This is a genomic window from Nostocoides veronense, assembly GCF_039531185.1.
GTDB classification, from domain to species: domain Bacteria; phylum Actinomycetota; class Actinomycetes; order Actinomycetales; family Dermatophilaceae; genus Nostocoides_A; species Nostocoides_A veronense.
Map to the genome: position 1 here is coordinate 35,120 of NZ_BAAAPO010000001.1, position 24,299 is coordinate 59,418.

Annotated in this window: 19 protein-coding genes and 3 rRNA genes; 1 reads left to right on the plus strand and 21 read right to left on the minus strand. The window is 65.3% G+C overall.

The annotated features are described in order from the left end of the window. Positions 1–53: 53 nt before the first annotated feature. The 9 genes from ABD225_RS00165 to ABD225_RS00205 form a co-directional block, all read right to left on the minus strand. Positions 54–1,067 carry an HAD-IIA family hydrolase gene (locus ABD225_RS00165; protein WP_344079543.1) on the minus strand — a complete coding sequence of 338 codons (1,014 nt, stop codon included), beginning with the start codon at positions 1,065–1,067 and terminating at the stop codon, positions 54–56. After that, positions 1,060–1,881 carry a tetratricopeptide repeat protein gene (locus ABD225_RS00170; protein ID WP_344079546.1) on the minus strand — a complete coding sequence of 274 codons (822 nt, stop codon included), beginning with the start codon at positions 1,879–1,881 and terminating at the stop codon, positions 1,060–1,062. The genes ABD225_RS00165 and ABD225_RS00170 overlap by 8 nt, the downstream gene beginning before the upstream one ends. Continuing rightward, positions 1,812–2,711 carry a hypothetical protein gene (locus tag ABD225_RS00175; RefSeq protein WP_344079746.1) on the minus strand — a complete coding sequence of 300 codons (900 nt, stop codon included), beginning with the start codon at positions 2,709–2,711 and terminating at the stop codon, positions 1,812–1,814. Before ABD225_RS00175 ends, ABD225_RS00170 begins: the two co-directional genes overlap by 70 nt. A 144-nt stretch (positions 2,712–2,855) precedes the next feature. Continuing rightward, positions 2,856–2,972, minus strand: a 5S ribosomal RNA gene (gene rrf / locus ABD225_RS00180). Positions 2,973–3,059: 87 nt separating this feature from the next. Continuing rightward, positions 3,060–6,152 (minus strand): 23S ribosomal RNA (locus ABD225_RS00185). A 336-nt stretch (positions 6,153–6,488) separates the two neighbouring features. After that, a 16S ribosomal RNA gene (locus tag ABD225_RS00190) occupies positions 6,489–8,010 on the minus strand. Together the 16S, 23S and 5S rRNA genes form the textbook arrangement of a ribosomal RNA operon. 630 nt (positions 8,011–8,640) lie before the next feature. After that, positions 8,641–9,951 (minus strand): tyrosine--tRNA ligase, encoded by a 1,311-nt coding sequence (gene tyrS, locus ABD225_RS00195; RefSeq protein ID WP_344079549.1) that lies wholly within the window; start codon positions 9,949–9,951, stop codon positions 8,641–8,643. A gap of 127 nt (positions 9,952–10,078) precedes the next feature. After that, a complete protein-coding gene (locus ABD225_RS00200) occupies positions 10,079–10,450 on the minus strand; it encodes a TfoX/Sxy family protein (protein WP_344079552.1) in 372 nt (123 codons plus the stop codon). A gap of 10 nt (positions 10,451–10,460) precedes the next feature. Beyond that, positions 10,461–10,769, minus strand: coding sequence for a GNAT family N-acetyltransferase (locus tag ABD225_RS00205; RefSeq protein WP_344079555.1), 309 nt, complete (start codon positions 10,767–10,769; stop codon positions 10,461–10,463). A 68-nt stretch (positions 10,770–10,837) separates the two neighbouring features. Between ABD225_RS00205 and ABD225_RS00210 the strand changes: the two genes are divergently transcribed. After that, a complete protein-coding gene (locus ABD225_RS00210) occupies positions 10,838–11,878 on the plus strand; it encodes an adenosine deaminase (RefSeq protein ID WP_344079558.1) in 1,041 nt (346 codons plus the stop codon). Here ABD225_RS00210 and ABD225_RS00215 read toward each other — a convergent pair. The 12 genes from ABD225_RS00215 to pheS form a co-directional block, all read right to left on the minus strand. Beyond that, the gene (locus ABD225_RS00215) at positions 11,842–12,489 is read right to left on the minus strand and encodes a DNA-3-methyladenine glycosylase (protein WP_425564286.1); all 648 of its coding nucleotides are present in this window, start codon (positions 12,487–12,489) and stop codon (positions 11,842–11,844) included. The two genes, ABD225_RS00210 and ABD225_RS00215, sit on opposite strands and share 37 nt — an antisense overlap. A gap of 31 nt (positions 12,490–12,520) precedes the next feature. Next, positions 12,521–13,972, minus strand: a complete 1,452-nt coding sequence (gene argH / locus ABD225_RS00220) for an argininosuccinate lyase (RefSeq protein ID WP_425564287.1) — start codon at positions 13,970–13,972, stop codon at positions 12,521–12,523. Then, on the minus strand, positions 13,969–14,472 hold the full coding sequence (locus tag ABD225_RS00225; protein ID WP_344079563.1) for an arginine repressor: 504 nt from the start codon (positions 14,470–14,472) through the stop codon (positions 13,969–13,971). Before ABD225_RS00225 ends, argH begins: the two co-directional genes overlap by 4 nt. Then, positions 14,469–15,416, minus strand: coding sequence for an ornithine carbamoyltransferase (argF, locus tag ABD225_RS00230; protein ID WP_344079565.1), 948 nt, complete (start codon positions 15,414–15,416; stop codon positions 14,469–14,471). The genes ABD225_RS00225 and argF overlap by 4 nt, the downstream gene beginning before the upstream one ends. 34 nt (positions 15,417–15,450) lie before the next feature. Then, positions 15,451–16,638, minus strand: a complete 1,188-nt coding sequence (locus tag ABD225_RS00235) for an acetylornithine transaminase (protein ID WP_344079567.1) — start codon at positions 16,636–16,638, stop codon at positions 15,451–15,453. Continuing rightward, positions 16,635–17,627 carry an acetylglutamate kinase gene (gene argB / locus ABD225_RS00240; protein ID WP_344079569.1) on the minus strand — a complete coding sequence of 331 codons (993 nt, stop codon included), beginning with the start codon at positions 17,625–17,627 and terminating at the stop codon, positions 16,635–16,637. The genes ABD225_RS00235 and argB overlap by 4 nt, the downstream gene beginning before the upstream one ends. A 17-nt stretch (positions 17,628–17,644) precedes the next feature. After that, entirely contained in the window at positions 17,645–18,796 is a 1,152-nt protein-coding gene (gene argJ / locus ABD225_RS00245) for a bifunctional glutamate N-acetyltransferase/amino-acid acetyltransferase ArgJ (protein ID WP_344079571.1), read from the minus strand. Positions 18,797–18,812: 16 nt separating this feature from the next. Beyond that, entirely contained in the window at positions 18,813–19,856 is a 1,044-nt protein-coding gene (gene argC / locus ABD225_RS00250; protein WP_344079573.1) for an N-acetyl-gamma-glutamyl-phosphate reductase, read from the minus strand. Between the two features lie 48 nt (positions 19,857–19,904). Next, positions 19,905–20,252, minus strand: coding sequence for a type II toxin-antitoxin system PemK/MazF family toxin (locus ABD225_RS00255; protein WP_344079575.1), 348 nt, complete (start codon positions 20,250–20,252; stop codon positions 19,905–19,907). Next, complete coding sequence (locus ABD225_RS00260) at positions 20,246–20,491, minus strand: CopG family transcriptional regulator (protein WP_344079577.1); 246 nt, start codon at positions 20,489–20,491, stop codon at positions 20,246–20,248. The genes ABD225_RS00255 and ABD225_RS00260 overlap by 7 nt, the downstream gene beginning before the upstream one ends. Positions 20,492–20,655: 164 nt before the next feature. Next, entirely contained in the window at positions 20,656–23,181 is a 2,526-nt protein-coding gene (gene pheT / locus ABD225_RS00265; RefSeq protein WP_344079579.1) for a phenylalanine--tRNA ligase subunit beta, read from the minus strand. After that, a complete protein-coding gene (gene pheS, locus ABD225_RS00270) occupies positions 23,181–24,275 on the minus strand; it encodes a phenylalanine--tRNA ligase subunit alpha (protein ID WP_344079581.1) in 1,095 nt (364 codons plus the stop codon). Before pheS ends, pheT begins: the two co-directional genes overlap by 1 nt. Between the last annotated feature and the right edge of the window lie 24 nt (positions 24,276–24,299).

The following is a 24,299-nucleotide window of genomic DNA, read 5'->3' on the forward strand; positions in this document are numbered from 1 at the left end:
CGGGACTGGCGCGTTCGGCGACGCAGCGCCGACTGCGTCCTGCGGCTCTCGAGCTACATCCGGTCGGGCAGGGCCTCCGCGAGCTCGCGCAGCGTCTCAGGTGCCGCGCCAGCATCCGCAGCGGCCCAGATGGCCGCCATCCCGGCGCGCATCACCGGCAACGGATCGTCGTCGCCAGCCATGATCAGGCGCTCGCCGTCAAGGCGGACATGAATACTCCCGCAACGGAATCCGTCGCCGTCCGCCACCACGCCGAGATAGGGCATCGACAGCTCCCCAAGGTCGCCCACGAGGTATGTCGGCCGCTCCCCCACCGGGGCCAGCGCGGCATCACGGGCGCCGTGGACGCCGGTCAGGACGAGCACGGAGTCCATGCCCGCGGCGTACGCCCCGAGGATGTCGGTCTCCAGCCGGTCCCCGACGGCGAGCACGCGCGCGGGCGCCAACCCAAGCACTTCGCAACTGATCAGATAGAGCGGCGCCTCCGGCTTGCCCACGACGAAGGGCTGCTGCCCGGTCGCCAGCGCAACACAGTGGACGAGCGAGCCATTTCCTGGGGCGATGCCACGGTCGGTCGGCAGGGTCAGGTCGGTGTTCGTCGCGACCCACTGCGCTCCCCCGCCCACGGCGTATGCCGCTTCCGCCAGGTCCGTGGCCCGCACGTCCGGGCCGTAGCCCTGCAGCACCGCCGCCACCGGCTCGGTCGCGTCGCCGACCGGATCCAGACCCACCGCGGCCAAGGCTTCCGCGACGCCAACACCGCCAATCGCCAGCACTCGGCTGCCCGGCGGCACTCGCCGTGCGATCTCGGCTGCCCCGGCCATCGAGGAGTTGACGACCGCGCCGGCCTCAGTCGCCAGACCGAGCTCGCGCAGATGCGCGGCCACCGCGGCCGGGGGCCGCGAGGCGTTGTTCGTCGCATAGACGATCGGCACGGCCAGTTCGCCGAGCGCCTCAACGGCGCCCGGAACAGCCGCCGGGCCGCGATAGACGACCCCGTCAAGGTCGCAGACGATCCCGTCGTATGCCGCTACCAGGCTCCCCGGCCCGCCCGCCGTGTCAGGCATCGCGGTCCTGGGCTGGTTCTGGCTCTCGGTCGCGATCGTCGATGCCGACAGCGTCAATAGTGCCCGCATCGTCGACGTTTTCGTCCTCGTCGTCTTCGAAGTCCTCGTGGTCCTCGAAGTCGTCATCCTCATCGAGGTCATCGTGGAGGTCCACGACGATGATGCCGTCGAGCTCGTCGAGACGCTCGGCCGCATCGGTGACGAGCTCGGTGTCGGCCGCGGCTGCCATCGCGAACCATTTGCGCGCGCCGTCGACGTCACCCTTCTCCGTGAGGGCATCAGCATAGGCGTAGTAGAGGCGGGCGCTCCACGGCCGAGGCGGCCCATAGACCGCGCGCTCAAGCATGAGGACCGCGGCGTCGATCTGACCGAGGTCTCGGCGGACGCCGGCGACGACGATCAGCAGTTCTGCCTGCTCCGCCGCACCCAGCTCTCGCGCCTCAAGGCTGGTAGCAAGGGCCAGGGCGCGATCACCGCGGCCTAGACCGCGCTCGCAGTCGACCATCAGCGGCAGCAGGTGCGACGATCCACTCAGCCGACGCACGGTACGGAACTCGGTCAGCGCCCGGGCGAAATCGCCTTGGCGGTACGCGACCATTCCCATCGCCTCGCGAGCCGCCGGCACACGGCCGGCTCGGCGCACGACGGTCTCGGCATGACCCATGGCCGCGTCCAGATCGTCTTCGGCCAGCCGGATCGCAACCATGACCAGGTGTTGCGCGACGCCCTCGGCGTTCTCTTTTGTCAGAGTGCGAAGCTGAGTCCAGACCTCGCGGTCCAATTCCTTGCCGGTAACGCCTTCCTCAATCGGCAACTCCCGTGGCCGATCGGCACCAGGCTCGCGCCGGTCGATATACCGCGGCCGCAGATCGCGCTCGTCCCGCCCGCCACGGCTGCCGTCCGGCCGTGCACCTCGAGAATCGTCACGACCCGGACGCCCCTCGGCACGGTCACCGCGGTCGTAGCGCTCTGATCGTTGCGGCCGATCGGTGCGGTTGCCCCAACGGTCCCCTCCGGGACGCGGGCCTCGGCGGTCCGCATCACGGCGACCACGCCGATCATCACCATCGCGTGGAATACGCCGCTCGGACCGCTCCCCTCGGTCGTACCGGTCCGTGCGCTGGGGGCGATCGGTCCGGTTGCCCCAACGGTCACCACCGCCGTCCCGGGGGCCGCGCCGGTCATCACCGTCACGTGGAGTACGCCGCTCGGGCCGCTCCCCTCGGTCGTACCGGTCCGTGCGCTGGGGGCGATCGGTCCGGTTGCCCCAACGGTCACCACCGCCGTCCCGGGGGCCGCGCCGGTCACCACCGCCGTCCCGGGGGCCGCGCCGGTCATCACCGTCACGTGGAGTACGCCGCTCGGGCCGCTCCCCTCGGTCGTACCGGTCCGTGCGCTGGGGGCGATCGGTCCGGTTGCCCCAACGGTCACCACCACCATCCCGGGGGCCGCGCCGCTCATCACCATCGCGTGGAGTACGCCGCTCGGGCCGCTCCCCTCGGTCGTACCGGTCCGTGCGCTGGGGGCGATCGGTCCGGTTGCCCCAACGGTCACCACCATCACGCGGGCCGCGCCGATCACTGCTATCCCGGCGACCACTCGCGCCGTCGTTCGTGGGCCGGTCGCTACGTCGGCCATCGCCACCGCGGCGGTCAGATCCGCGCCCCGCGCGCTCGTTGTCGTGCTCGCTCACGGCGGCATCCTCTCAAATCAGCTCCGAGGCCACCATGGCCCGGAAAATGCAAAACGCCCTCGACCGTTTCCGGGAGGGCGTTTTGACTAATGTTTGTCCGGCTGCGTCCTACTCTCCCACACCGTCACCAGTGCAGTACCATCGGCGCTGAAGGGCTTAGCTTCCGGGTTCGGAATGGAGCCGGGCGTTTCCCCTTCGCTATGACAGCCGAAACTCTATGGAGATATCAATCTGTTCCCGACCGTATCTCGGGAACTGCACAGTGGACGCGAGCAAAATCTAATACATCTTGCGATGTGTTGGTCAAGTTATCGGCTTATTAGTACCAGTCAGCTACATGCGTTGCCGCACTTCCACATCTGGCCTATCAACCCAGTCGTCTACTGGGAGCCTCTCGGGCAAAGCCCATGGAAACCTCATCTTGAAACGTGCTTCCCGCTTAGATGCTTTCAGCGGTTATCACTTCCGAACGTAGCCAATCAGCCGTGCCTTTGGCAAGACAACTGACACACCAGAGGTTCGTCCAACCCGGTCCTCTCGTACTAGGGTCAGCCTTTCTCAAGTTTCCTACGCGCACAGCGGATAGGGACCGAACTGTCTCACGACGTTCTAAACCCAGCTCGCGTACCGCTTTAATGGGCGAACAGCCCAACCCTTGGGAGCGACTACACCCCCAGGATGCGACGAGCCGACATCGAGGTGCCAAACCATGCCGTCGATATGGACTCTTGGGCAAGATCAGCCTGTTATCCCCGGGGTACCTTTTATCCGTTGAGCGACGGCGCTTCCACAAGCCACCGTCGGGTCACTAGTTCCGACTTTCGTCCCTGCTGGACTTGTCAGTCTCACAGTCAAGCTCCCTTGTGCACTTACACTCGAAATCTGATTGCCAACCAGATTGAGGGAACCTTTGAGCGCCTCCGTTACATTTTAGGAGGCAACCGCCCCAGTTAAACTACCCACCAGGCAATGTCCCTGATCCGGATCACGGACCGAGGTTAGATATTCAGAACGACCAGAGTGGTATTTCAACGTTGACTCCACCGACACTGGCGTGCCGGCTTCAAAGTCTCCCACCTATCCTACACAAGCCGTCCCAAACACCAATACCAAGCTATAGTAAAGGTCCCGGGGTCTTTCCGTCCTGCTGCGCGTAACGAGCATCTTTACTCGTAATGCAATTTCGCCGAGTTCGCAGTTGAGACAGTGGAGAAGTCGTTACGCCATTCGTGCAGGTCGGAACTTACCCGACAAGGAATTTCGCTACCTTAGGATGGTTATAGTTACCACCGCCGTTTACTGGGGCTTAAATTCTGAGCTTCGACTTGCGTCTAACCCGTCCTCTTAACCTTCCAGCACCGGGCAGGCGTCAGTCCGTATACATCGTTTTGCAACTTCGCACGGACCTGTGTTTTTAGTAAACAGTCGCTTCTCCCTGGTCTCTGCGGCCCATCATCCTAGTCCGTAAAGGACTTCAGAATCCGGGCCCCCCTTCTCCCGAAGTTACGGGGGCATTTTGCCGAATTCCTTAACTACGATTCACTCGATCGCCTTGGTATTCTCTACCTAACCACCTGAGTCGGTTTGGGGTACGGGCGGCTAGAACCTCGCTAGAAGATTTTCTTGGCAGCATAGGATCACCCTGCTTCCCGCATTCGCGGTCACTATCAGGTCTCAGGATATGTGTGAGACGGATTTGCCTATCTCACTCCCTACACCCTTAGACGTGGACTACCATCGCCACGCGGAGGCTACCTTCCTGCGTCTCTCCATCGCTTGACTACTACTAGTTCGGGTCGCGCGCTCCACTCACATCAGTCCGAAGACGTCCGTGAGCTTTGGGCGCTTAGCATTACTAGGTTCATCAGGGGCGGTTCTTCGCCGGTTCCGGAATATCAACCGGATGTCCATCGACTACGCCTGTCGGCCTCGCCTTAGGTCCCGACTTACCCAGGGCAGATTAGCTTGACCCTGGAACCCTTGGTTATTCGGCGGACGGGTTTCTCACCCGTCATTCGCTACTCATGCCTGCATTCTCACTCGTGTGGCGTCCACGGCTGGATCACTCCGCCGCTTCACTCGCCACACGACGCTCCCCTACCCATCAACACGCTTGGACTTGCGCCAGGCAGTGTGTCAATGCCACAGCTTCGGTGGTGTGCTTGAGCCCCGCTACATTGTCGGCGCGGAATCACTTGACCAGTGAGCTATTACGCACTCTTTAAAGGGTGGCTGCTTCTAAGCCAACCTCCTGGTTGTCAATGCAACTTCACATCCTTTCCCACTTAGCACACGCTTAGGGACCTTAGCTGGTGGTCTGGGCTGTTTCCCTCTCGACTACGGAGCTTATCCCCCGCAGTCTCACTGCCACGCTCTCACTTACCGGCATTCGGAGTTTGGCTAACGTCAGTAACCTGGCGAGGCCCATCGGCTATCCAGTAGCTCTACCTCCGGTAAGAAACACGTGACGCTGCACCTAAATGCATTTCGGGGAGAACCAGCTATCACGGAGTTTGATTGGCCTTTCACCCCTACCCACAGCTCATCCCCTCAGTTTTCAACCTAAGTGGGTTCGGTCCTCCACGACGTCTTACCGTCGCTTCAACCTGGCCATGGGTAGATCACTCCGCTTCGGGTCTAGACCCGGCGACTATGGCGCCCTATTCGGACTCGCTTTCGCTACGGCTTCCCCACACGGGTTAACCTCGCCACCGAGCACTAACTCGCAGGCTCATTCTTCAAAAGGCACGCTGTCACCCCACAAGGAGGCTCCAACGGATTGTAGGCACATGGTTTCAGGATCTATTTCACTCCCCTCCCGGGGTACTTTTCACCTTTCCCTCACGGTACTTGTCCGCTATCGGTCACCAGGGAATATTTAGGCTTAGCGGGTGGTCCCGCCAGATTCACACGGGATTTCTCGGGCCCCGTGCTACTTGGGATATTTCTCTGAAGTTCACGCCATTTCGTCTACGGGAGTGGCACCCTCTATGCTGGACCTTTCAATGTCCTTCGACTATGACGCGAATTTTTGACTCCATGCCGACTTGTCAGAGCCGGCTAAGAAATCCCACAACCCCGAACGTGCAACGCCTGACAGCTATCACACACGCTCGGTTTGGCCTGTTCCGCTTTCGCTCGCCACTACTTACGGAATCGCGGTTGCTTTCTCTTCCTGTGGGTACTGAGATGTTTCACTTCCCCACGTTCCCTCTACTCACCCTATATATTCAGGTGAGAGTGACTGGACTTGCCTCCAGCCGGGTTTCCCCATTCGGAAATCCTCGGATCACAGTCTGGTTATCGACTCCCCGAGGCTTATCGCAGATTCCTACGTCCTTCTTCGGTTCCTGGTGCCAAGGCATCCACCATGTGCCCTTATAAACTTGAGCCACAAAGATGCTCGCGTCCACTGTGTAGTTCTCAAAATACGGGCGGCTCATCACAAGGTCCTGCGCCTGCTCGCCATCGCGAGTGGTTCGGCAGATTTGTGAAGTCCGAGACCGACTTCCTCGGTCCGTGAAGGGGGCTTGCGCCCGAGCCTTCAGGACCCAACAACGTGTCAGGCAGCATGCCGGTCCTGCTCGCGTTCCACTGTCTTACGACTTGTACTTGCGGCGCTGGATCGTGCAGCTGCCAACTAATCGATGTTCCACCCATGAGCTCCTCCCTGCGGGCGTTCGCCGCAGGCGAGGCCCTGGACCACGTTCGTGGCCAGTGCTCCTTAGAAAGGAGGTGATCCAGCCGCACCTTCCGGTACGGCTACCTTGTTACGACTTAGTCCCAATCACCAGTCCCACCTTCGACGGCTCCCTCCTAAAAGGTTAGGCCACCGGCTTCGGGTGTTACCGACTTTCGTGACTTGACGGGCGGTGTGTACAAGGCCCGGGAACGTATTCACCGCAGCGTTGCTGATCTGCGATTACTAGCGACTCCGACTTCATGGGGTCGAGTTGCAGACCCCAATCCGAACTGAGACCGGTTTTATGGGATTCGCTCCACCTCGCGGTTTCGCAGCCCTTTGTACCGGCCATTGTAGCATGTGTGAAGCCCAAGACATAAGGGGCATGATGATTTGACGTCATCCCCACCTTCCTCCGAGTTGACCCCGGCAGTCTTCTATGAGTCCCCGCCATAACGCGCTGGCAACATAGAACGAGGGTTGCGCTCGTTGCGGGACTTAACCCAACATCTCACGACACGAGCTGACGACAACCATGCACCACCTGTATACGAGTGTCCAAAGAGCTCGGCATCTCTGCCGCATTCTCGTATATGTCAAGCCTTGGTAAGGTTCTTCGCGTTGCATCGAATTAATCCACATGCTCCGCCGCTTGTGCGGGCCCCCGTCAATTCCTTTGAGTTTTAGCCTTGCGGCCGTACTCCCCAGGCGGGGCGCTTAATGCGTTAGCTGCGGCACAGAACTCGTGAAATGAGTCCCACACCTAGCGCCCAACGTTTACGGCGTGGACTACCAGGGTATCTAATCCTGTTCGCTCCCCACGCTTTCGCTTCTCAGCGTCAGTGATGGCCCAGAGACCTGCCTTCGCCATTGGTGTTCCTCCTGATATCTGCGCATTTCACCGCTACACCAGGAATTCCAGTCTCCCCTACCACACTCTAGTCTGCCCGTACCCACTGCAAGTCCGGGGTTGAGCCCCGGATTTTCACAGCAGACGCGACAAACCGCCTACAAGCTCTTTACGCCCAATAATTCCGGACAACGCTCGCACCCTACGTATTACCGCGGCTGCTGGCACGTAGTTAGCCGGTGCTTCTTCTGCAGGTACCGTCACTTGCGCTTCTTCCCTGCTGAAAGAGGTTTACAACCCGAAGGCCGTCATCCCTCACGCGGCGTCGCTGCATCAGGCTTTCGCCCATTGTGCAATATTCCCCACTGCTGCCTCCCGTAGGAGTCTGGGCCGTGTCTCAGTCCCAGTGTGGCCGGTCGCCCTCTCAGGCCGGCTACCCGTCGTCGCCTTGGTGAGCCATTACCTCACCAACAAGCTGATAGGCCGCGCGTCCATCCCAGACCGAAAAACTTTCCAGACGGTAGCCATGCGGCTCCGTCTCGTATCCGGTATTAGCAGCTGTTTCCAACTGTTATTCCAGAGTCTGGGGCAGGTTACTCACGTGTTACTCACCCGTTCGCCACTGATCAGAGGAGCAAGCTCCTCGTCACCGTTCGACTTGCATGTGTTAAGCACGCCGCCAGCGTTCGTCCTGAGCCAGGATCAAACTCTCCGTTGATGTTTGAGCCCGGATGGCAAGCCATCCGGAAATCTCTAACCCACGAAGGGTAAAAAACTGACTGAGCAAGAACAACTAGCTATTGCTAGATGATCGTTGTCAACCAAAAGGATTTCGTGCAGTGTGGCCGTCGTCGAGCTGAAGCTCGCTTCTGCGCCAACCTGCGACGAGGTTATTGGCATCGATTTTTGACACGCTGTTGAGTTCTCAAGGTTCGGACGCGCACCAAACGACCCAGGTCTTTTGACCTGATCTCGATTTGGGGCAACCGTTCTAGCTTACCGCACCCATGCTTGGGCGTCAACTCCGTCATCCGCTCTCTGCTGATCAGCAGGTGAGCCGGCCGGTGCGAAGACGCGCTTGGATCTGCGCGGCTTTTCACTACTCTAGCAGTCCTTTTCGGCTGCTTCCAAATCGGCTTGGTTTCCGATCTGGCGTGAAGGTGTGGATCGGGATCCTTGCCTTCAGAGTGGCGTTCAGTCCGTGGGACCGGCCGTCTTCGTCAGGAGTATCGCTCCTGCGGTGGCGTCCGTTCCTCCCTTGCGGGCTGACATGGAAAACAGTAGATGACATTTCTCTGATCGTGCAAATCGGCCCTGTGTCTGGGCGCGTCCTGACCTTGTCAGCTGCTCAATCTTCTTGCGCCACAGTGGGATTGGCGTCATCGGTGGAGTTGCGGGCCGCGAACTGGGCCTTGCGCCCCCGCTTGAGCACCGCCACAGCTGCGTGCAAGAAGTCCTCGGAAGACAGGACCTGCTCCGGATCGGTCACCTTCTGCCCGTTCAACGAGACCGCGCCCTCGGCCAGCGTGCGACGCGCGCTATTGCGGGAGTCGGCCAAGCCGACGGCGACGAGGGCGTCGGTCAGCGTCATACCCACCTGCACGCTCGCCCCGGGCAACTCGGCGGTCGCGTCGCGCAGCGTGTCGGCATCGAGCGATCGCAGATCGCCTTTTCCGAAAAGGGCCTCCGAGGCGGCAAGTACTGCCTTCGTCGCGTCGGCACCGTGGACGAGGGTGGTCATGTCCCCGGCTAGCGCACGCTGAGCGGCGCGCCGGAAGGGTTCTTCGGCCACCTGCCGCTCGAGATCGGCGATCTCCGCCGAGGTCCGGTCGGTGAAGACCTTCAACAAGGTGATGACCGAGGCATCTTCGATGTTGAGGAAGTACTGGTAGAAGGCGTAGGGGCTGGTCATGTCCGCTGACAGCCAGATGGCGTTGCCCTCGGATTTGCCGAACTTCACGCCCGCAGCGTCCGTGAGCAGTGGTGAGGTCATGGCGTGGACCGTCGCCCCCTCGACACGGTGCACGAGGTCGACGCCGGCGGTGATATTGCCCCACTGGTCGGAGCCACCGATCTGGAGGGCACAGCCATAGGCCCGGAACAACTCGAGGTAGTCCAGGGCCTGCAGGAGTTGGTAGCTGAACTCCGTGTAGGAGATCCCTTCCTGGCTTTCCAGACGCGCGGAGATAGCTTCCTTCTTGATCATCTGGTTGACCCGGAAGTGCTTGCCGACCTCGCGCAGGAAGTCGAGCGCCGTCATCGGCGCGGTCCAGTCCAAGTTGTCGACCAGCGTCGCCGGGTGGGCACACGAGGGATCAGTGCCATCGAAATCGAGGAAGGGCCGGACCAGGTCTTTGATCCGCGCGACATTGGCCGCGGTCTGCTCCTTGGTTTTCAGGACCCGCTCGCTGGTGGGTTTCGGGTCTCCGATGAGGCCGGTGGAGCCGCCGACGAGGCAGATGACCTTGTGGCCGGCGCGCTGCATGCGACGCAGGGCAACCAATTGCACGAAGTTGCCGAAGTGGAGGGATGGCGCGGTGGGGTCGAAGCCGCAATAGACCGTGATGGGCCCGTCGTCGAGGGCTCGGCGCAGGGCGGTCTCGTCGGTGGTCTGCGCCACCGCTCCGCGCCACTGCAGCTCATCGAGGACGTTGCTCACGCTTGTTGTTCCCTTCGGTCGTATGCCGTGTGTGCTCCCCGCCGTTGGCCGCGGGAGCGCGACCAGCCTGCCATGCGCTCGCACCCAAGGCTGCGGGATTCCGGCGCGCGGACCGCGTCGTGGGGTTTCAAGCTCGTGGTTTGCGACCCATGGGCTTCTTCGCCGCGGCCTTCGGCGGGAGGGTGCGCACATAGGTCACGCCGCGATCGACCCACTCGCTAAGGGCGGTCTCGGTGTCCACCGCGGACTGGTCGACATGCAACCACCCGGTCATCGAGCGGCCGCCCATTTCCATCAGATGGACGCCCGGTCGCTCGACTAGGTCCATGCCGTCCGCGGGGTCGACCCGAGCCATCAGGTGACCCTTGCCGCCCGCGGCGATCGCCATATGACCGTCCACGAGGAAGGCGAGGCCGCCGAACATGGCCTTCTCCTGCACGCCCTCCACCCCCGAGATCGCGCCACGGATGCGCTCGGCCAGCTCACGGTCATACGCCATGCCCGGAACGCTAGCCGCTCCGCTGCGCGGACGCGTCAGCCACCAGCCTGTCGCGCCAGTCCTCGGCCAGGATCGCGTAGGTATAGCCGTCGACCCAGCCCAACTCGGCATGCCAGGAGTCCTGGACGCCGTGCTGTTCACGACGCATTCCGCATTTCTCCATGACCCGCCAGGAGTCGGGATCGACCGTCGTGCTCAACATCCAGCGCGTGACGGCCGGTTCGTTGCGCCAGGTCAGCACCTGGTCGAGGTCCGCCAGCGAAGGGATGCGCAACTCCATACGCGGGGTGCGGCGCGGCCATAACGAGCGCTCGGTCATGGCCACAAGGTGGCGAGGGCGAGATGGTCGGGCGAGCGAATTGGCGGGGCAGCGGCATACTCACTGCCGTGACCGGACCCGACCTGACCACCTTCATCGCCGGCCTGCCGAAGGCTGAATTGCACGTCCACCACGTCGGATCGGCGTCGCCGCGGATCGTGGCCGATCTGGTGGCCAGGCACCCGAGCCCAACCGTGCCGGCCGATCCGGAGGGTCTGCGGGAGTTCTTCACGTTCACCGATTTCGCGCACTTCATCGACGTCTATCTGGCGGTCGTGGACCTCGTCCGGACGCCGGAGGATGTGCGACTGCTTACGTATGAGGTCGCCAAAGACCTTGCGGCGCAGCAGGTTCGGTATGCCGAGCTGACCATGACGCCGTATACCTCGGTGCGTCGAGGGATCCCCATCGAGGCGTATGCGGAGGCGATCGAAGACGCCCGCCGAGCCGCGGAACGCGACCACGGGATCGTGCTGCGCTGGATCTATGACATCCCCGGCGAGGCCGGCTTGGAGTCGGCCGACGCGACGATCGGGTATGCCGAGAGGCACGCCCCGGACGCGCTCGTCGGCTTCGGTTTGGGTGGCCCGGAAATCGGGGTCCCCCGGCCGCAATTCGCCCCGCACTTCGCGAGGGCACGGGCGGCGGGCCTGCACTCGGTGCCGCATTCCGGGGAGTCCACCGGGCCCGACACCGTCTGGGACGCCATCCGCGACCTCGGCGCCGAGCGCATCGGTCATGGGATCGCGGCCGCACAAGATCCCGCTCTCGTGGCCTATCTGGCCGAGCACCGCATACCCCTGGAGATCTCGCCGACCTCCAATCTGGCGACGCGGGTCGTGGAGCGGATCGAGGATCACCCCGTCCGGGCGCTGCGCGATGCCGGGGTGATCGTGACGATCAATAGCGACGATCCGCCCATGTTTAACACCACGCTGAATGCCGAATACGCTACGGCGGCAAGGCTTCTCGAGCTGGACGAGGCGGGCTTGGCGCAGCTGGCGACTACTGCCGTCGACGTCTCGTTCGCCCCCGACGACGTCAAGACCCGGGTGCGGGGCGAGATCGCCGACTACCTCGCGCGCTTCCGCACGACTCCCGGACGATAAACGCTGACGGTCGGCTCGCCGTCGAGCCAGAACCGCCAGGGGTATGCCGTGCCGTCCCCGCCCGGACCCCTGACCCCGACCCGTGGCCCGGTGCGGATCGTGGCGGGGTCGATGGGGGTTAATGGCGCAAGGATGCGGGGCTGCGCAGCGGGGCCGCACAGGTCGGCGCCATTGTCGGGACGGCCCAGGCCCATCGTCACGGTCAGCCGCGCGGGGCCGCGAGCCCAGTCGCGCTCGCGGATGCCCGGCCGTCGAGCCGCCGCCAGGTCGTGACCGTCGACGACTTCGCCGGCACGCAGCAAGACCGCCGAGGCGAAGCCCTCGCTGCCGGTGACGACATTGGCGCAAAAGTGCATGCCATAGGTGAAGTAGACGTAGAGATGCCCGGCAGGGCCGAACATCACTGCGGTGCGAGGGGTTTGGCCGCGGAAGGCGTGGGAACCGGGATCACCCTTCTCCCCCGCATACGCCTCGACCTCGGTGAGGCGCAGGGTCACGCCGGCATTGATCAGGAGGCAGCCGAGCAGCGCCGGCGCGACCTCGAGGACGTCGCGCGCGAAGAAGCTGCGACTCAGGGGCTCAACCTCGGGCACCCTCGCAAAGTACGACATTCGGCGGCCCAGAACCCGCCGAATGTCGTACTCAGCGGGGAGCCCGGGCCTGCGCGACGGCGTTCTTGGCAGCGATCAGCTGTTCCGCGACGCGGACAGGAGCGGTGCCGCCCTTGGCGTCGCGGGAAGCCAGCGACCCCGGGACGGAGAGAACCTCGCGCACTCCGGGGGTCAGGTGGGGTGAAATGTCCGCCAAGTCGGTGTCGCCCAGATCCCACAACTCGATGCGGCGCGTTTCGCATTCGCGGACACAGGCACCGGCGACTTCATGCGCGATGCGGAAGGCGACGCCTTGGCGTACCAGCCACTCGGCGATATCCGTGGCGAGCGAGAACCCCTGGGGCGCAAGGCTTTCGAGGCGCTCGGTGTCGAAGGTCATCGTTGCGATCATCCCGGCGAAGGCGGGAAGGAGGACATAGAGGGTGTCGATCGCATCGAAGACCGGCTCCTTGTCCTCCTGAAGGTCCCGGTTATAGGCCAGCGGCAGCGACTTCAGGGTCGTCAGCAGGCCGGTGAGGTCGCCGACGAGGCGGCCGGCCTTGCCGCGGGCCAACTCGGCGATATCGGGATTCTTCTTCTGCGGCATGATGCTCGACCCGGTGGAGTAGGCATCGTCGAGACGGATGAAGCCGAACTCCTTGGTCGCCCATAGCACGACCTCCTCGGCGATCCGGGAGATGTCAATAGCGGTCATCGCGCAGACAAAGGCGAACTCGGCGGCGAAATCGCGACTGGCCGTGCCGTCGATGGAGTTCTCGACGGATCGGGAGAAGCCGAGGTTCGCGGCGACCTTCTCGGGGTCCAGGCCGAGGGATGAGCCGGCGAGGGCGCCGGAGCCGTATGGCGAGTGGTCGGCTCGCCGGTCCCAGTCGGCGAAGCGCTCGACATCGCGCAGCAGCGCCCAGACGTGCGCCAGCAGGTGGTGGCTGAGCAGCACCGGTTGGGCATGCTGCAGGTGGGTGCGGCCAGGCATGGCGACGCCGAGGTGGCGATCCGCCTGCGCGAGAAGGGCATCCACGACATCGAGGACGCGCCCACTGAGGTGCTGTGCCTGCTCGCGGAGGTACATCCGGAACAGGGTTGCGATCTGGTCGTTGCGCGAGCGGCCGGCACGCAGACGTCCGCCGACATCGGCGCCGGCGCGCTCGATCAGGCCCCGTTCCAAGGCGGTGTGCACGTCCTCGTCGTCCTCGGCGGGAGTGAAGGCGCCAGAGATGACATCTGCCTCGAGTTCGTCCAATCCCGCCAGCATGGCGGCGAGACTCACGTCGTCAAGGAGGCCGGCGGCGGCAAGGACCTGCGCGTGCGCGCGGCTGCCGGCGATGTCGTGGGGCGCCAGCCGCCAGTCGAAGTGGGTCGACTTCGACAGTGCCGCAAGGGCATCCGCCGGTCCGCCCGCGAAGCGGCCGCCCCAGAGGCTGAGCTTCTCCCCCACCTGAGTCGTCGCATCGCTCGACTGGTCGGCGCTGTCGTGGTGGGTCACTGGCTTTCCTTCCCGGACAGGGAGAGCAGGTGAGCGGCGACCGCCTCGCTGGCGGCCACGCCTTCGGTGATGAGCATGATCGTGTCATCCCCGGCGATGCTGCCGAGCACGCCCTCAACCTGACCGGTGTCGATGGCCGAGGCGAGGAAGCTCGCGGCCCCGGGCGGAGTGCGAAGCACGACAAGATTGGCCGAGACGGCGGTAGACACGAGCAGTTCTTGGCACCGGGAGGCGAGGCGCCGGCTTACTTCGGCGCGTTCTGGCGCCGGACGCACCGAGCGGTCGCCGCCTTCGCCGGGCACGGCATAGATCAGGTCCTTGCCGACTCGCACCTTCTCCGCGCCAAGCTCGACGAGATCGCGCGAGAGCGTGGCCTGAGTGACTTCGATGCCCTCTGCCGCAAGGAGTTCCAGCAAATCGACCTGAGACTTGACCGCATGCTCATGCAGGAGGTCGCTGATGCGCTGCTGGCGGGCACCGCGGGAGGTGGCGACCGTCATACGTCCTGCTCCGACTGCTCGAGCAGGAACGCGAGGACCGCTTTCTGCGCGTGGAGGCGGTTCTCTGCCTCATCCCAGACGACGGATTGCGGGCCGTCGATAACTTCGGCGGCGACTTCGTACCCGCGGTAGGCGGGCAAGCAGTGCAGGAAGATCGCGGCCGGGTCGGCCAGCCCCATCAGTTCCGGCGTCACGGCGAACTTTTCGAAGGGCGAGCCCGCGCCTTGCCGGTCGTCCTTCTCAGCCTCCATACCCATCGAGACCCAGGTGTCCGTGATGACGATATCGGCGCCGTGGACCGCGGCGATCGGGTCGTCACCCACCTGGACCGATCCACCGGTTTGCGCGCAAATCGCTTGCGCGCGAGCGAGAATCGCGGACTTGGGCTGATGCGTGGCGGGTGTCCCGATGCGGACGTGGATGCCGGCTAGCGCGCCACCCAGAAGGTAGGAGTGGGCCATATTGTTCGCGCCGTCTCCGACATAGGCCATCGTCAGGCCGGCAAGGGTGCCCTTGTGCTCGAGGATGGTCTGCAGGTCGGCGAGGATCTGGCAGGGGTGGTAATCGTCGGTGAGGGCGTTGACGACGGGAACACCAGCGTGCCGTGCCATCTCCTCGATCCGGTCCTGACCGTAGGTGCGCCAGACGATTGCGCGTGACTGCGGCCCGAGGACGCGGGCGACATCGGCGATCGACTCCCGCTCACCGACTTGGGCGAGTTTGGCGTCCACGACCAGGGGGTAGCCGCCGAGGCCGGTGATAGCGCCGACGAAGGAAACCTGGGTGCGCAAGGTCGGCTTGTCGAAGAGGACGGAGACAACCTGCGGGCCCTCGAGTGGGCGCTCGCTGAAGGGTGCCGCCTTGAGCGCGATGGCCCGGCGCAGCACCTCGGCCTGCTCGTCCGGGGTCAGGTCGTCGTCGGCGAGGAAGTGGCGAATCGGCATACAGATCAGCGGCTTTCGGGTGGGGTCAGTTGGCTCAGGCCGCGGCGGCATCTAGCAGGGCGGGGAGGGCATCGACAAAAGTGGTCAGCTCGGCCGCCGTGATGATCAGCGGCGGCGCGAGGCGCAGGGTGTCCGGCGCCACGGGGTTGACGATGAACCCGGCGTCCCGGGCGAGGGTCGCGACCGCGGGCGCGATCGGCTCAGTGAGGGAAATGCCCCGCAAGAGTCCGCGACCGCGCACGCCGCAGATCAGTGGATGCTCCAGCGCCACCACAGCAGCGGCAAAGGCATCGCCAACGCGTATTGCGTTCTCTAGCAGGCCGTCTCGGGTGATCGTGGCGAGGACCGCGAGCCCAGCGGCACAGGCGAGCGGGTTGCCACCGAAGGTCGTCCCGTGCATGCCGGGCTGGAGGAGCGCGGATACCTCCGGCCCGAAGGTCATCAGGGCGCCAATCGGCACGCCGCCACCGAGACCCTTGGCGATCGTGATGGCGTCAGGGACGATGCCCGTGGACTGGAAGGCGAACCAGTCGCCGGTGCGGCCGATGCCGGTCTGCACCTCGTCCACGATCATCAAGACGCCGGCCATGCGGGTCAGTTCGCGGACCCGCTGCAGATAGCCTTCAGGCGGCTCGATGACGCCCGCCTCGCCCTGAATAGGCTCCAGGACAACGGCTCCCACCTCCGGTGTCAGCGCGCCGGCGAGGGCGTCCGCATCGCCATACGGGATGTGCTTCACCCCGGGGAGGAGGGGCTCGAAGGGCTCGCGGTATGCCGCCTTGGCCGTCAGCGCCAGCGCGCCGGTGCTTCGCCCGTGGAAGGCGCCCTGCGCGGCGATGATCCCGGGCCGGCCGGTGCGACGTGCAAGTTTGATCGCCGCCTCCATCGATTCGGTGCCGGAATTGGTGAAGAAGACGCGAGACCCGTCGGGGGCACCAGCGGCCTTCAGAAGTGCCTCGGCCAGGCCGATCTGGGCTCGCGTCGTGAAGAAGTTGGAGACGTGCACGACCTCGCCGACCTGCTTCGAGACGGCGCCGACGATCTCGGGGTGGTTGTGTCCGAGGGCGTTGACAGCGATGCCGGCGAGCAGGTCGAGATAGCGCTTGCCATCGGCATCCCAGACGTAGCAGCCTTCGCCGCGCTCGATCACGAGCGCCGGGGTGCCGAAGACGCCAAGCAAGGAATCGCCATAGCGGCCGAGGAGTTCTGCGTTGGCGGTCATGGCTGAACTCCTTGTGTCCCAGACTGTTTCGGAAGCTCGTCCGATGCGGCGTGTGGCGTGTCCGGCACGATCATCGTCCCGATGCCTTCGGAGGTGAAGACTTCCAGCAGTAGTGAGTGCGGCTGCCGGCCGTCGATAACGTGCGCCTGGGGAACCCCGCCCTCCACCGCAGCGATGCAGGCTTCGAGCTTTGGGATCATGCCCTCGTCAACCCTGCTGAGCAGATCTCGAGCCGCGGTGAGGTCCATTGCGGACAGGAGGCTGTCGCGGTCGGGCCACGCGGCATACACACCCTCGACATCGGTGAGGACGACGAGCTTGCGGGCGCCCAGTGCCGCCGCGAGCGCGGCAGCGGCGGTGTCGGCATTGACATTGAGGACCTGGCCGTCGGCATTGAGGTCCGGGGCAACGGTGGACACAACCGGAATCCGACCGGTGGCCAGAATGTCTTGCACCGCAGACGGATTGACTTCAACGACGTCACCGACGAGCCCGATGTCGTGCTCGATGCCGTCGACGATGACGCCACGACGACGGGCGCCGAAGAGCGCCGCGTCCTCACCGGAGAGGCCGACAGCAATCGGGCCGTGCTGGTTGAGCAGGCCGACGAGTTCCCGACCGACCTGGCCGGTGAGCACCATGCGGACGACGTCCATGGTCTCGGGTGTGGTGACGCGCAGGCCGCCCTTGAATTCGCTCGCGATCCCCAGGCGGGTGAGCATGGTCTTGATCTGCGGCCCGCCGCCGTGCACGACGACGACGCGCAGGCCGGCGAAGCGCATGAAGGCGATGTCCTGGGCAAATGCGTCCTGCAGGGAACGGTCGGTCATCGCATTGCCGCCATATTTGACCACGACCAGCGCATCCTGGAATTGCTCGAGCCAGGGCAACGCTTCCGCCAGCGTCGCGGCCTTGGCCTGGGCCGCGGCGATCGCGGCGGCGTCTGGGGCCGCCCGTTTGGTGGTGCCGGTCAAATGTGCGCCGGTCATGGTCTGGTTGCTCGCGATCACGTGCTGTAGGCGGAGTTCTCGTGGACGTAGTCGTGCGTGAGGTCATTGGTCCAGATCGTCGCCGCGGCTTCCCCTGCGTTGAGGTGGACGACGATGTGCACATCGCGAGCGGACAGGTCGACAAGGTTCCGGTCGTCGCCGACGCCGCTGGCACGGCACACGGTCACACCATTAATCGCGACATCGAGCGCCGTAGGATCGAAGGCCGCCGAGGTGGTGCCGACGGCGGCGAGGATGCGTCCCCAGTTCGGGTCCCGGCCGAAGATCGCACACTTGAAGAGGTTGCTGCGCGCGATGGCGCGCCCAACCTCCAAGGCTTCGGCTTCCGTTGCGGCAGAGACGATATCGATCCGGATATCGTGCGCTGCACCTTCGGCGTCGCGGACCAGTTGCAGTGCGAGATCGGCGCACACCTCGGTCAGGGCTCGTTCCAGCCCATGACCAGGCACGGGTATGCCGGACGCTCCCGACGCCAGGGCGATCACCGTGTCATTGGTCGACATACAGCCATCGGAATCGACCCGATCGAAGGTGCGGCTGGTGGCCGCACGCAGGGCCGCGGCGAGGTCTTCGGAATCGGCCACGGCATCAGTTGTCAGGACGACCAGCATGGTCGCCAGGCCGGGCGCGAGCATGCCCGCGCCCTTGGCCATGCCGCCGACGCTCCAGCCGTCGGCTTCGTAGAGCGCCTGCTTCGAGACCGTGTCGGTGGTCATGATGGCGGTCGCGGCGTCCGCTCCCCCGCTAGCTGACAAGGCGGCAGCGGCGCTTTCGCAGCCCGCGAGCAGCAGATCCATCGGGAGCAACTCACCGATTAGTCCGGTGGAGCAGACGGCGATATCGCCGGCTGAGAGGCCGAGGAGTTCGGCGACCTTCTCGGCCGTCCGATGGGTGTCCTGGAAGCCCTGGTGGCCGGTGCACGCATTGGCGCCGCCGGAGTTGAGGATCACCGCGTCGACGCGGGCGTCGGCGAGGACTTGGCGCGACCAGGTGACCGGCGCGGCCTCGACGCGGTTCGAGGTGAAGACAGCGGCCGCCGTGTGCTGTGGCCCGTCGTTGACGACCAGGGCGAGGTCGGGCTTGCCGCTGGCTTTCAGGCCAGCGGTAATGCCCGCGGCGCGGAAGCCCGCGGGGTGCGTGACGGACATACTTCACTCCTGCCGGTCAGGGGGCGATTCCGACCAGCGAGAGGCCGGTCAGTTCGGGGAGGCCAAGGGCGATGTTCATGCACTGCACCGCGGCCCCAGCCGTCCCCTTGGTCAAATTGTCTTCTGCCGCAACGGCAATCACTCGTCCGACCCGCTCATCGACAGTCACCTGGAGGTGCACGGCATTGGAGCCGACGACATCGCTGGTGCGCGGCCAGCGGCCCTCGGGGAGCAGGACGACGCAGGGCTCATCCGCATACTCCTGCTCATAGGCCGCGCGAACCTCCTGGGCGGTGGCCCCGGCCGCGAGCCTGCCCGTGCAGGTCGCGAGGATGCCGCGCGCCATCGGCGCGAGGGTGGGCGTGAACGAGACCGTCACGGGCTCCCCTGCGGCCCTTTCGAGGTTCTGTTCGATTTCCGGCGTGTGCCGGTGCCCACCCCCGACGCCATAGGGCGACATGGCCCCCATCACCTCGGAGCCGAGGAGATGTGGTTTGAGGGATTTGCCGGCACCTGACGTGCCCGACGCGGCGACGACGACGAGGTCGTCCGGGGCGATGGCGCCGGCCTTGAGGGCCGGCGCCAGCGCGAGAGTGATGGCGGTCGGGTAGCAGCCGGGGACGGCGATCCGCTTCGCGTCCTTGAGATGCTTGCGCTGATCGCCTTGTGCGAGAGGCAGTTCCGGCAGACCATAGGGCCACCAACCGGCATATGCCGTGTCATAAAAGCCGGTCCAGTCGGCCTCGCTCTCGAGCCGGAAGTCTGCGCCGCAGTCGATGACGACGACCTCCGGCGGCAGTTCGGCCGCGAGGGCTGCGCTGTGGCCGTGGGGCAGTGCGAGGAAGACCACCTCGTGTCCGGCCAACGATTCTGCGGTGGTGTCCTGGAGCACGGCATCGAACAGGGGGGTGAGGTGCGGGTGTACCGATCCCACGCTCTGGCCGGCATTGCTGCTCGCGGTCAGGGCACCGATCTCGACGTGCGGGTGCCCGAGCAGGAGGCGCACGAGTTCGCCCCCGGCATACCCACTCGCCCCGGCGACGGCCACCTTGATTGACACTCGCATGAGTATACAGAGTTTCGCAATCTCATGCACAGTTGCTGTGGGCTATGCGAGACCCAGCACTTGCCGTAAGCCCGAATCGACCTCATCCATGAGGTGCTCGGGCACTCCACCCGCAGGATGCTCATCCAGCGATCGCCGATCGAGCGTCGCGAGCGCCGTCACATTCACCACGCTGTCGCGGGGCAGCCCCGTCGACGTCGACGACAGGAACACATTTCCCGGCATGGCGGCGAGGCCCGTGTTGGTGGTGAGCGTCGCGACGATCACGGTGGCCAGCCTGCTGCGGTTGTAGCGATCGTCGGAGATGACCAGCACCGGGCGACGCTTGGCGGGCGCGCTCCCCACCGCCGGAGCCAGGTCGCACCAATAGATCTGGCCACGCCTTACCATTCGTCGCCCGGCACCTCGAGAACCCTGGACGCCGCAGCCACCGCGAAGCGAGAAGAAGAATCCTGGCCGGCCTCATGGGCCGCGGCATCGATGGCTGCCGTCAGGGCATCACCCTCCAAGGTGTCCGCATAGGCCTCAGCCGCGGCTGCGAAAAATTGCGAGCGATTCAGCCCATGGGCCCGCGCCACGCGCTCCACGCGTGTGAAGGTGGCGTCGGGCACCGAGATCGCGGTCTTCATGTCCGGAGAGTATAACTGGGTATGACCACTGGTGGGCCCAGCGGAGCGGTTTGTGAGTGGGTGCGGGGATATAGCCCCGCTCCCACTCACAGACCCCGCTCGGCTCGCCGGCGGGCAAGTTCGAGAAGGCGGCTCGACGGCTGAGGGCTCGCCGCGAGGGACGGTCAGCGCTGGATGGCGCCGGTGGCCTTGGCGGCGGCGGCGACGGCTCGGTCGCGCAGGGCGCTGACTTCGTCGGTCGTCAGGGTGCGGTCGGGGGCGCGGAAGGCGAGACGGTATGCCAGCGACTTCTTGCCCTCCCCCGCCTGCGCGCCACGATAGATGTCGAAGAGCGTCAGCGACTCCAACAACTCGCCAGCACCCTGGCGAAGCGCCGCCTCAACATCGGCCGCGACCACTGACTCATCGACGACGAGCGCTACATCGGTGTTGGCGATCGGAAAACCACTCAAGGTCACAGCCTTCGCGGGCTCGCCACTCGCCGCGATCAGCGCGTCGACGATCAACTCGCCCGCAATCGTCCGGGCCGGAAGGCCCAGGGCCGCAACGACCTTCGGGTGCAACTCGCCGACATGGCCAAGGAAAGTGCCATCGGTCAGCTCGATCCGAGCGCACCGGCCCGGGTGGAAGGGCATGGCGTTGTCGGCCACCGCCCGGGCCGTGAGACCGAGTGCCGTGGTGATGCCGTATGCCGTTTCCAGCGCGTCCCAGATGTCCGCCGGCCGACCTGCACCCCAGACTCCCGAGCGATCGCGATCCCCGGCGAGGAGGAAAGCGACGTGTCGGGGCTGGGGCGGGACGGCATCGCGGATCCGCGAAAGCACCTCCGCCGACGGCAGCACTCCGACATCCTCGGTGGGCGCCTGCGACTGAGCGCCCTCCAGCGCGAGCACGAGACCGGTCTCGAAGAGGGCGACATCCTTGAACCCGCGAGAAATGTTGCGGCGCAACGAATCCACGAGCGTCGACAGCAGCGAAATCCGCAACAAGGGCGCTTCGTCCGAGAGCGGATTGGCTAGCCGCACGGTGCGCGCCCGGGCGGCGGAGACGTCATACCCGAGGGCAGCATGCCGGTCGTCACCCACGAAGGGCGCATTCCAGACCTCGGAGTAGCCCTGTGCGGCAAGGAGGTTGGCGACGAGGCGTCGCACCCGCTGACCGTGGGTCAATCCGGAGCCGACCGGGGGCGAGGGCAAGACGGAGGGGATGCGGGCATACCCATCGATCCGGGCGACTTCCTCCGCCAGATCGGGCTGGTTGCGCAGATCCGGCCGCCAGGACGGCGGGGTGACCACTGCTCGCTCGCCGTCACGCTGGACGGTGCAGCCGATCTCGGTGAGGACCGCAACGACCCGGTCCGGGGAGTAGTCGACTCCGACGAGACGCGACGGCAGCTCCAGATCAAGGTCGATCGGCGCGGTCGTGATCGGATCACCGACATCCGTCACCCCGGCATCGGCCACACCGCCACCATGCTCGACCAACAGATCGACTGCCAATTGTGCTGCGGCAGCTGCCAATTGGGGATCGACTCCGCGCTCGAATCGGCGCGAGGCCTCCGACGGCAGCTTGTGCCGTCGGGCGGAGCGCGCAATGGAGACGGCATCGAAGTGCGCCGCCTCGATCAGAACGTCCGTCGTCACAGACGAGATCTCGGTGTCCGCACCACCCATAATGCCGGCGATGGCCAACGCCCGGTCGGCGCCAGAATCGGTGATGAGCAGATCGGTCGGGTCCAGCGTGCGGGTCACATCATCGAGGGTCGTCATGGACTCCCCGGCACGGGCCCGGCGCACCACGATCGGCCCGTTCAGGGTGGCCAGATCGAAGGCATGCAACGGCTGTCCAAGGCCGAGCATGACGTAATTCGTCACATCGACCGGCAGCGAAATCGGACGCATCCCCGCCTCGGTGAGCCGGGCGGCCATCCACGCGGGCGTGGGCGCGCTCACGTCGATGCCGCGCACGATGCGGGCGACATACCGACTGCAGCCCTGCCGCCCGCGGATCGGGGCATCATCGGCCAGCTCGACGGCATACCCATCCCCATTCGCGGCCGGAGCGGCCGCGGCCAGGGCGAGCACCGGATCGGTGAAGCGGGCCCCGGTGGCGTGCGAGTACTCCCGTGCCACACCGCGAATCGAGAAGCAGTAGCCGCGATCCGGGGTGACATTGACCTCGACGGTCTCGCGGTCCAAACCGAGCAACGGGATGGCGTCCTGCCCCGGCACGAGCGATGCGGCGTCGGGCCGGTCGGTCAGGACCAGGATGCCGTCATGGTCCTCGCCGATGCCGAGTTCGCGGACCGAGCAGATCATGCCGGACGAGACGTGGCCATAGGTCTTGCGCGCCGAGATGGCGAAGCCGCCGGGCAAGACACCGCCGGGCAGGATGCAGACCACGAGATCACCGGGCGCGAAATTGTGTGCGCCACAGACGATTCCCTGCGGTTCGCCGGTGCCATTCGCAGCGCCGACGTCGACCGTGCACCAGTTGATCGTCTTGCCATTCTTTTGCGGCTCGGGCTCCATCGTCAGGACGCGGCCGACGACGAGGGGACCGGTGATGTCCCCGCCGTGCAAGCCCTCCTCTTCCAGGCCCACCTGCACCAGCGAGGCAGCGATGTCGAGGCCGCGCGCATCGGCCGGCACCTCGACATACTCCCGCAACCAATCGACGGGAATACGCATTAGATCTCCATCCCGAACTGCGCGTCGAAGCGCACATCACCTTCGATCATGTCTCGCATGTCCGCGACCCCCGTCCGGAACATCAGCGCCCGGTCGATCCCCATACCGAACGCAAAGCCGGTGTAGCGGTCGGGGTCAATCCCGCACGCGGACAACACATTTCGGTTGACCATGCCACAGCCACCCCACTCGATCCAACCCGTGCCCTTGCACGTGCGGCAGGTCGAATCCGTGCCTCGGCAGACGAAGCAGAGCAGGTCCATCTCAGCGCTCGGCTCGGTGAAGGGGAAGTATGACGGCCGCAGTCGCGTCGTGATGCCCTCGCCGAACAGGTGCGTCGCGAGCGTGTCCAGCGTGCCCTTGAGGTGGGCCATCGTGATCCCCTCGTCGACGCACAGGCCCTCGACTTGGTGGAAGGCGGGCATGTGGGTGGCATCGAGTTCGTCGGTGCGGAAGACCCGCCCGAGGCAGGCGATCGCGAGCGGGGCACCGCGTTCTAGCAATGCGCGAGCCTGCACCGGAGAGGTGTGCGTGCGCAGCACCAGTCCCCCGTCGCTCGGCTCCACATAGAAGGTGTCCTGCATCTGGCGGGCCGGGTGATCGGCGTCGAAGTTCAAGGCGTCGAAGTTGAACCATTCGGCCTCGACCTCGGGCCCTTCGGCGATCTCCCAGCCCATCCCGACGAACATGTCGGCGATCCGCTCGCTCATCAACTCGATCGGGTGGCGCCGGCCCAGCGGCCGGCGACCGGCCGGCAGCGTGACGTCGACGGCCTCGTCGATGAGGATGCGCTCGTCGCGCTCGGCCTCCAACGCGACCTGACGCGCGGCGAACGCCTGGTTGACGGCGCCCTTGGCCTGCCCTACGAGCTTGCCGGCCGCCGCCTTCGCGCTCGGCGGCAGCGCACCGATCTCGCGATTCGCCAGGGCGAGCGGCGACTTGTCACCCAGGTGCGCCGATCGGGCCGCCTTGAGGGCGCCCAGCGAGGAAGCCTCGGCGATGGCGGCGAGCGCGGCGGCCTGGGCGGCCTCGACCGCATCAGGTGCCAACGCCGCGACCTCGACCGGGTCGTAGTTGGTATTGGGTCCGGACATCAGGAGGTGGCTCGATGCTTTCGA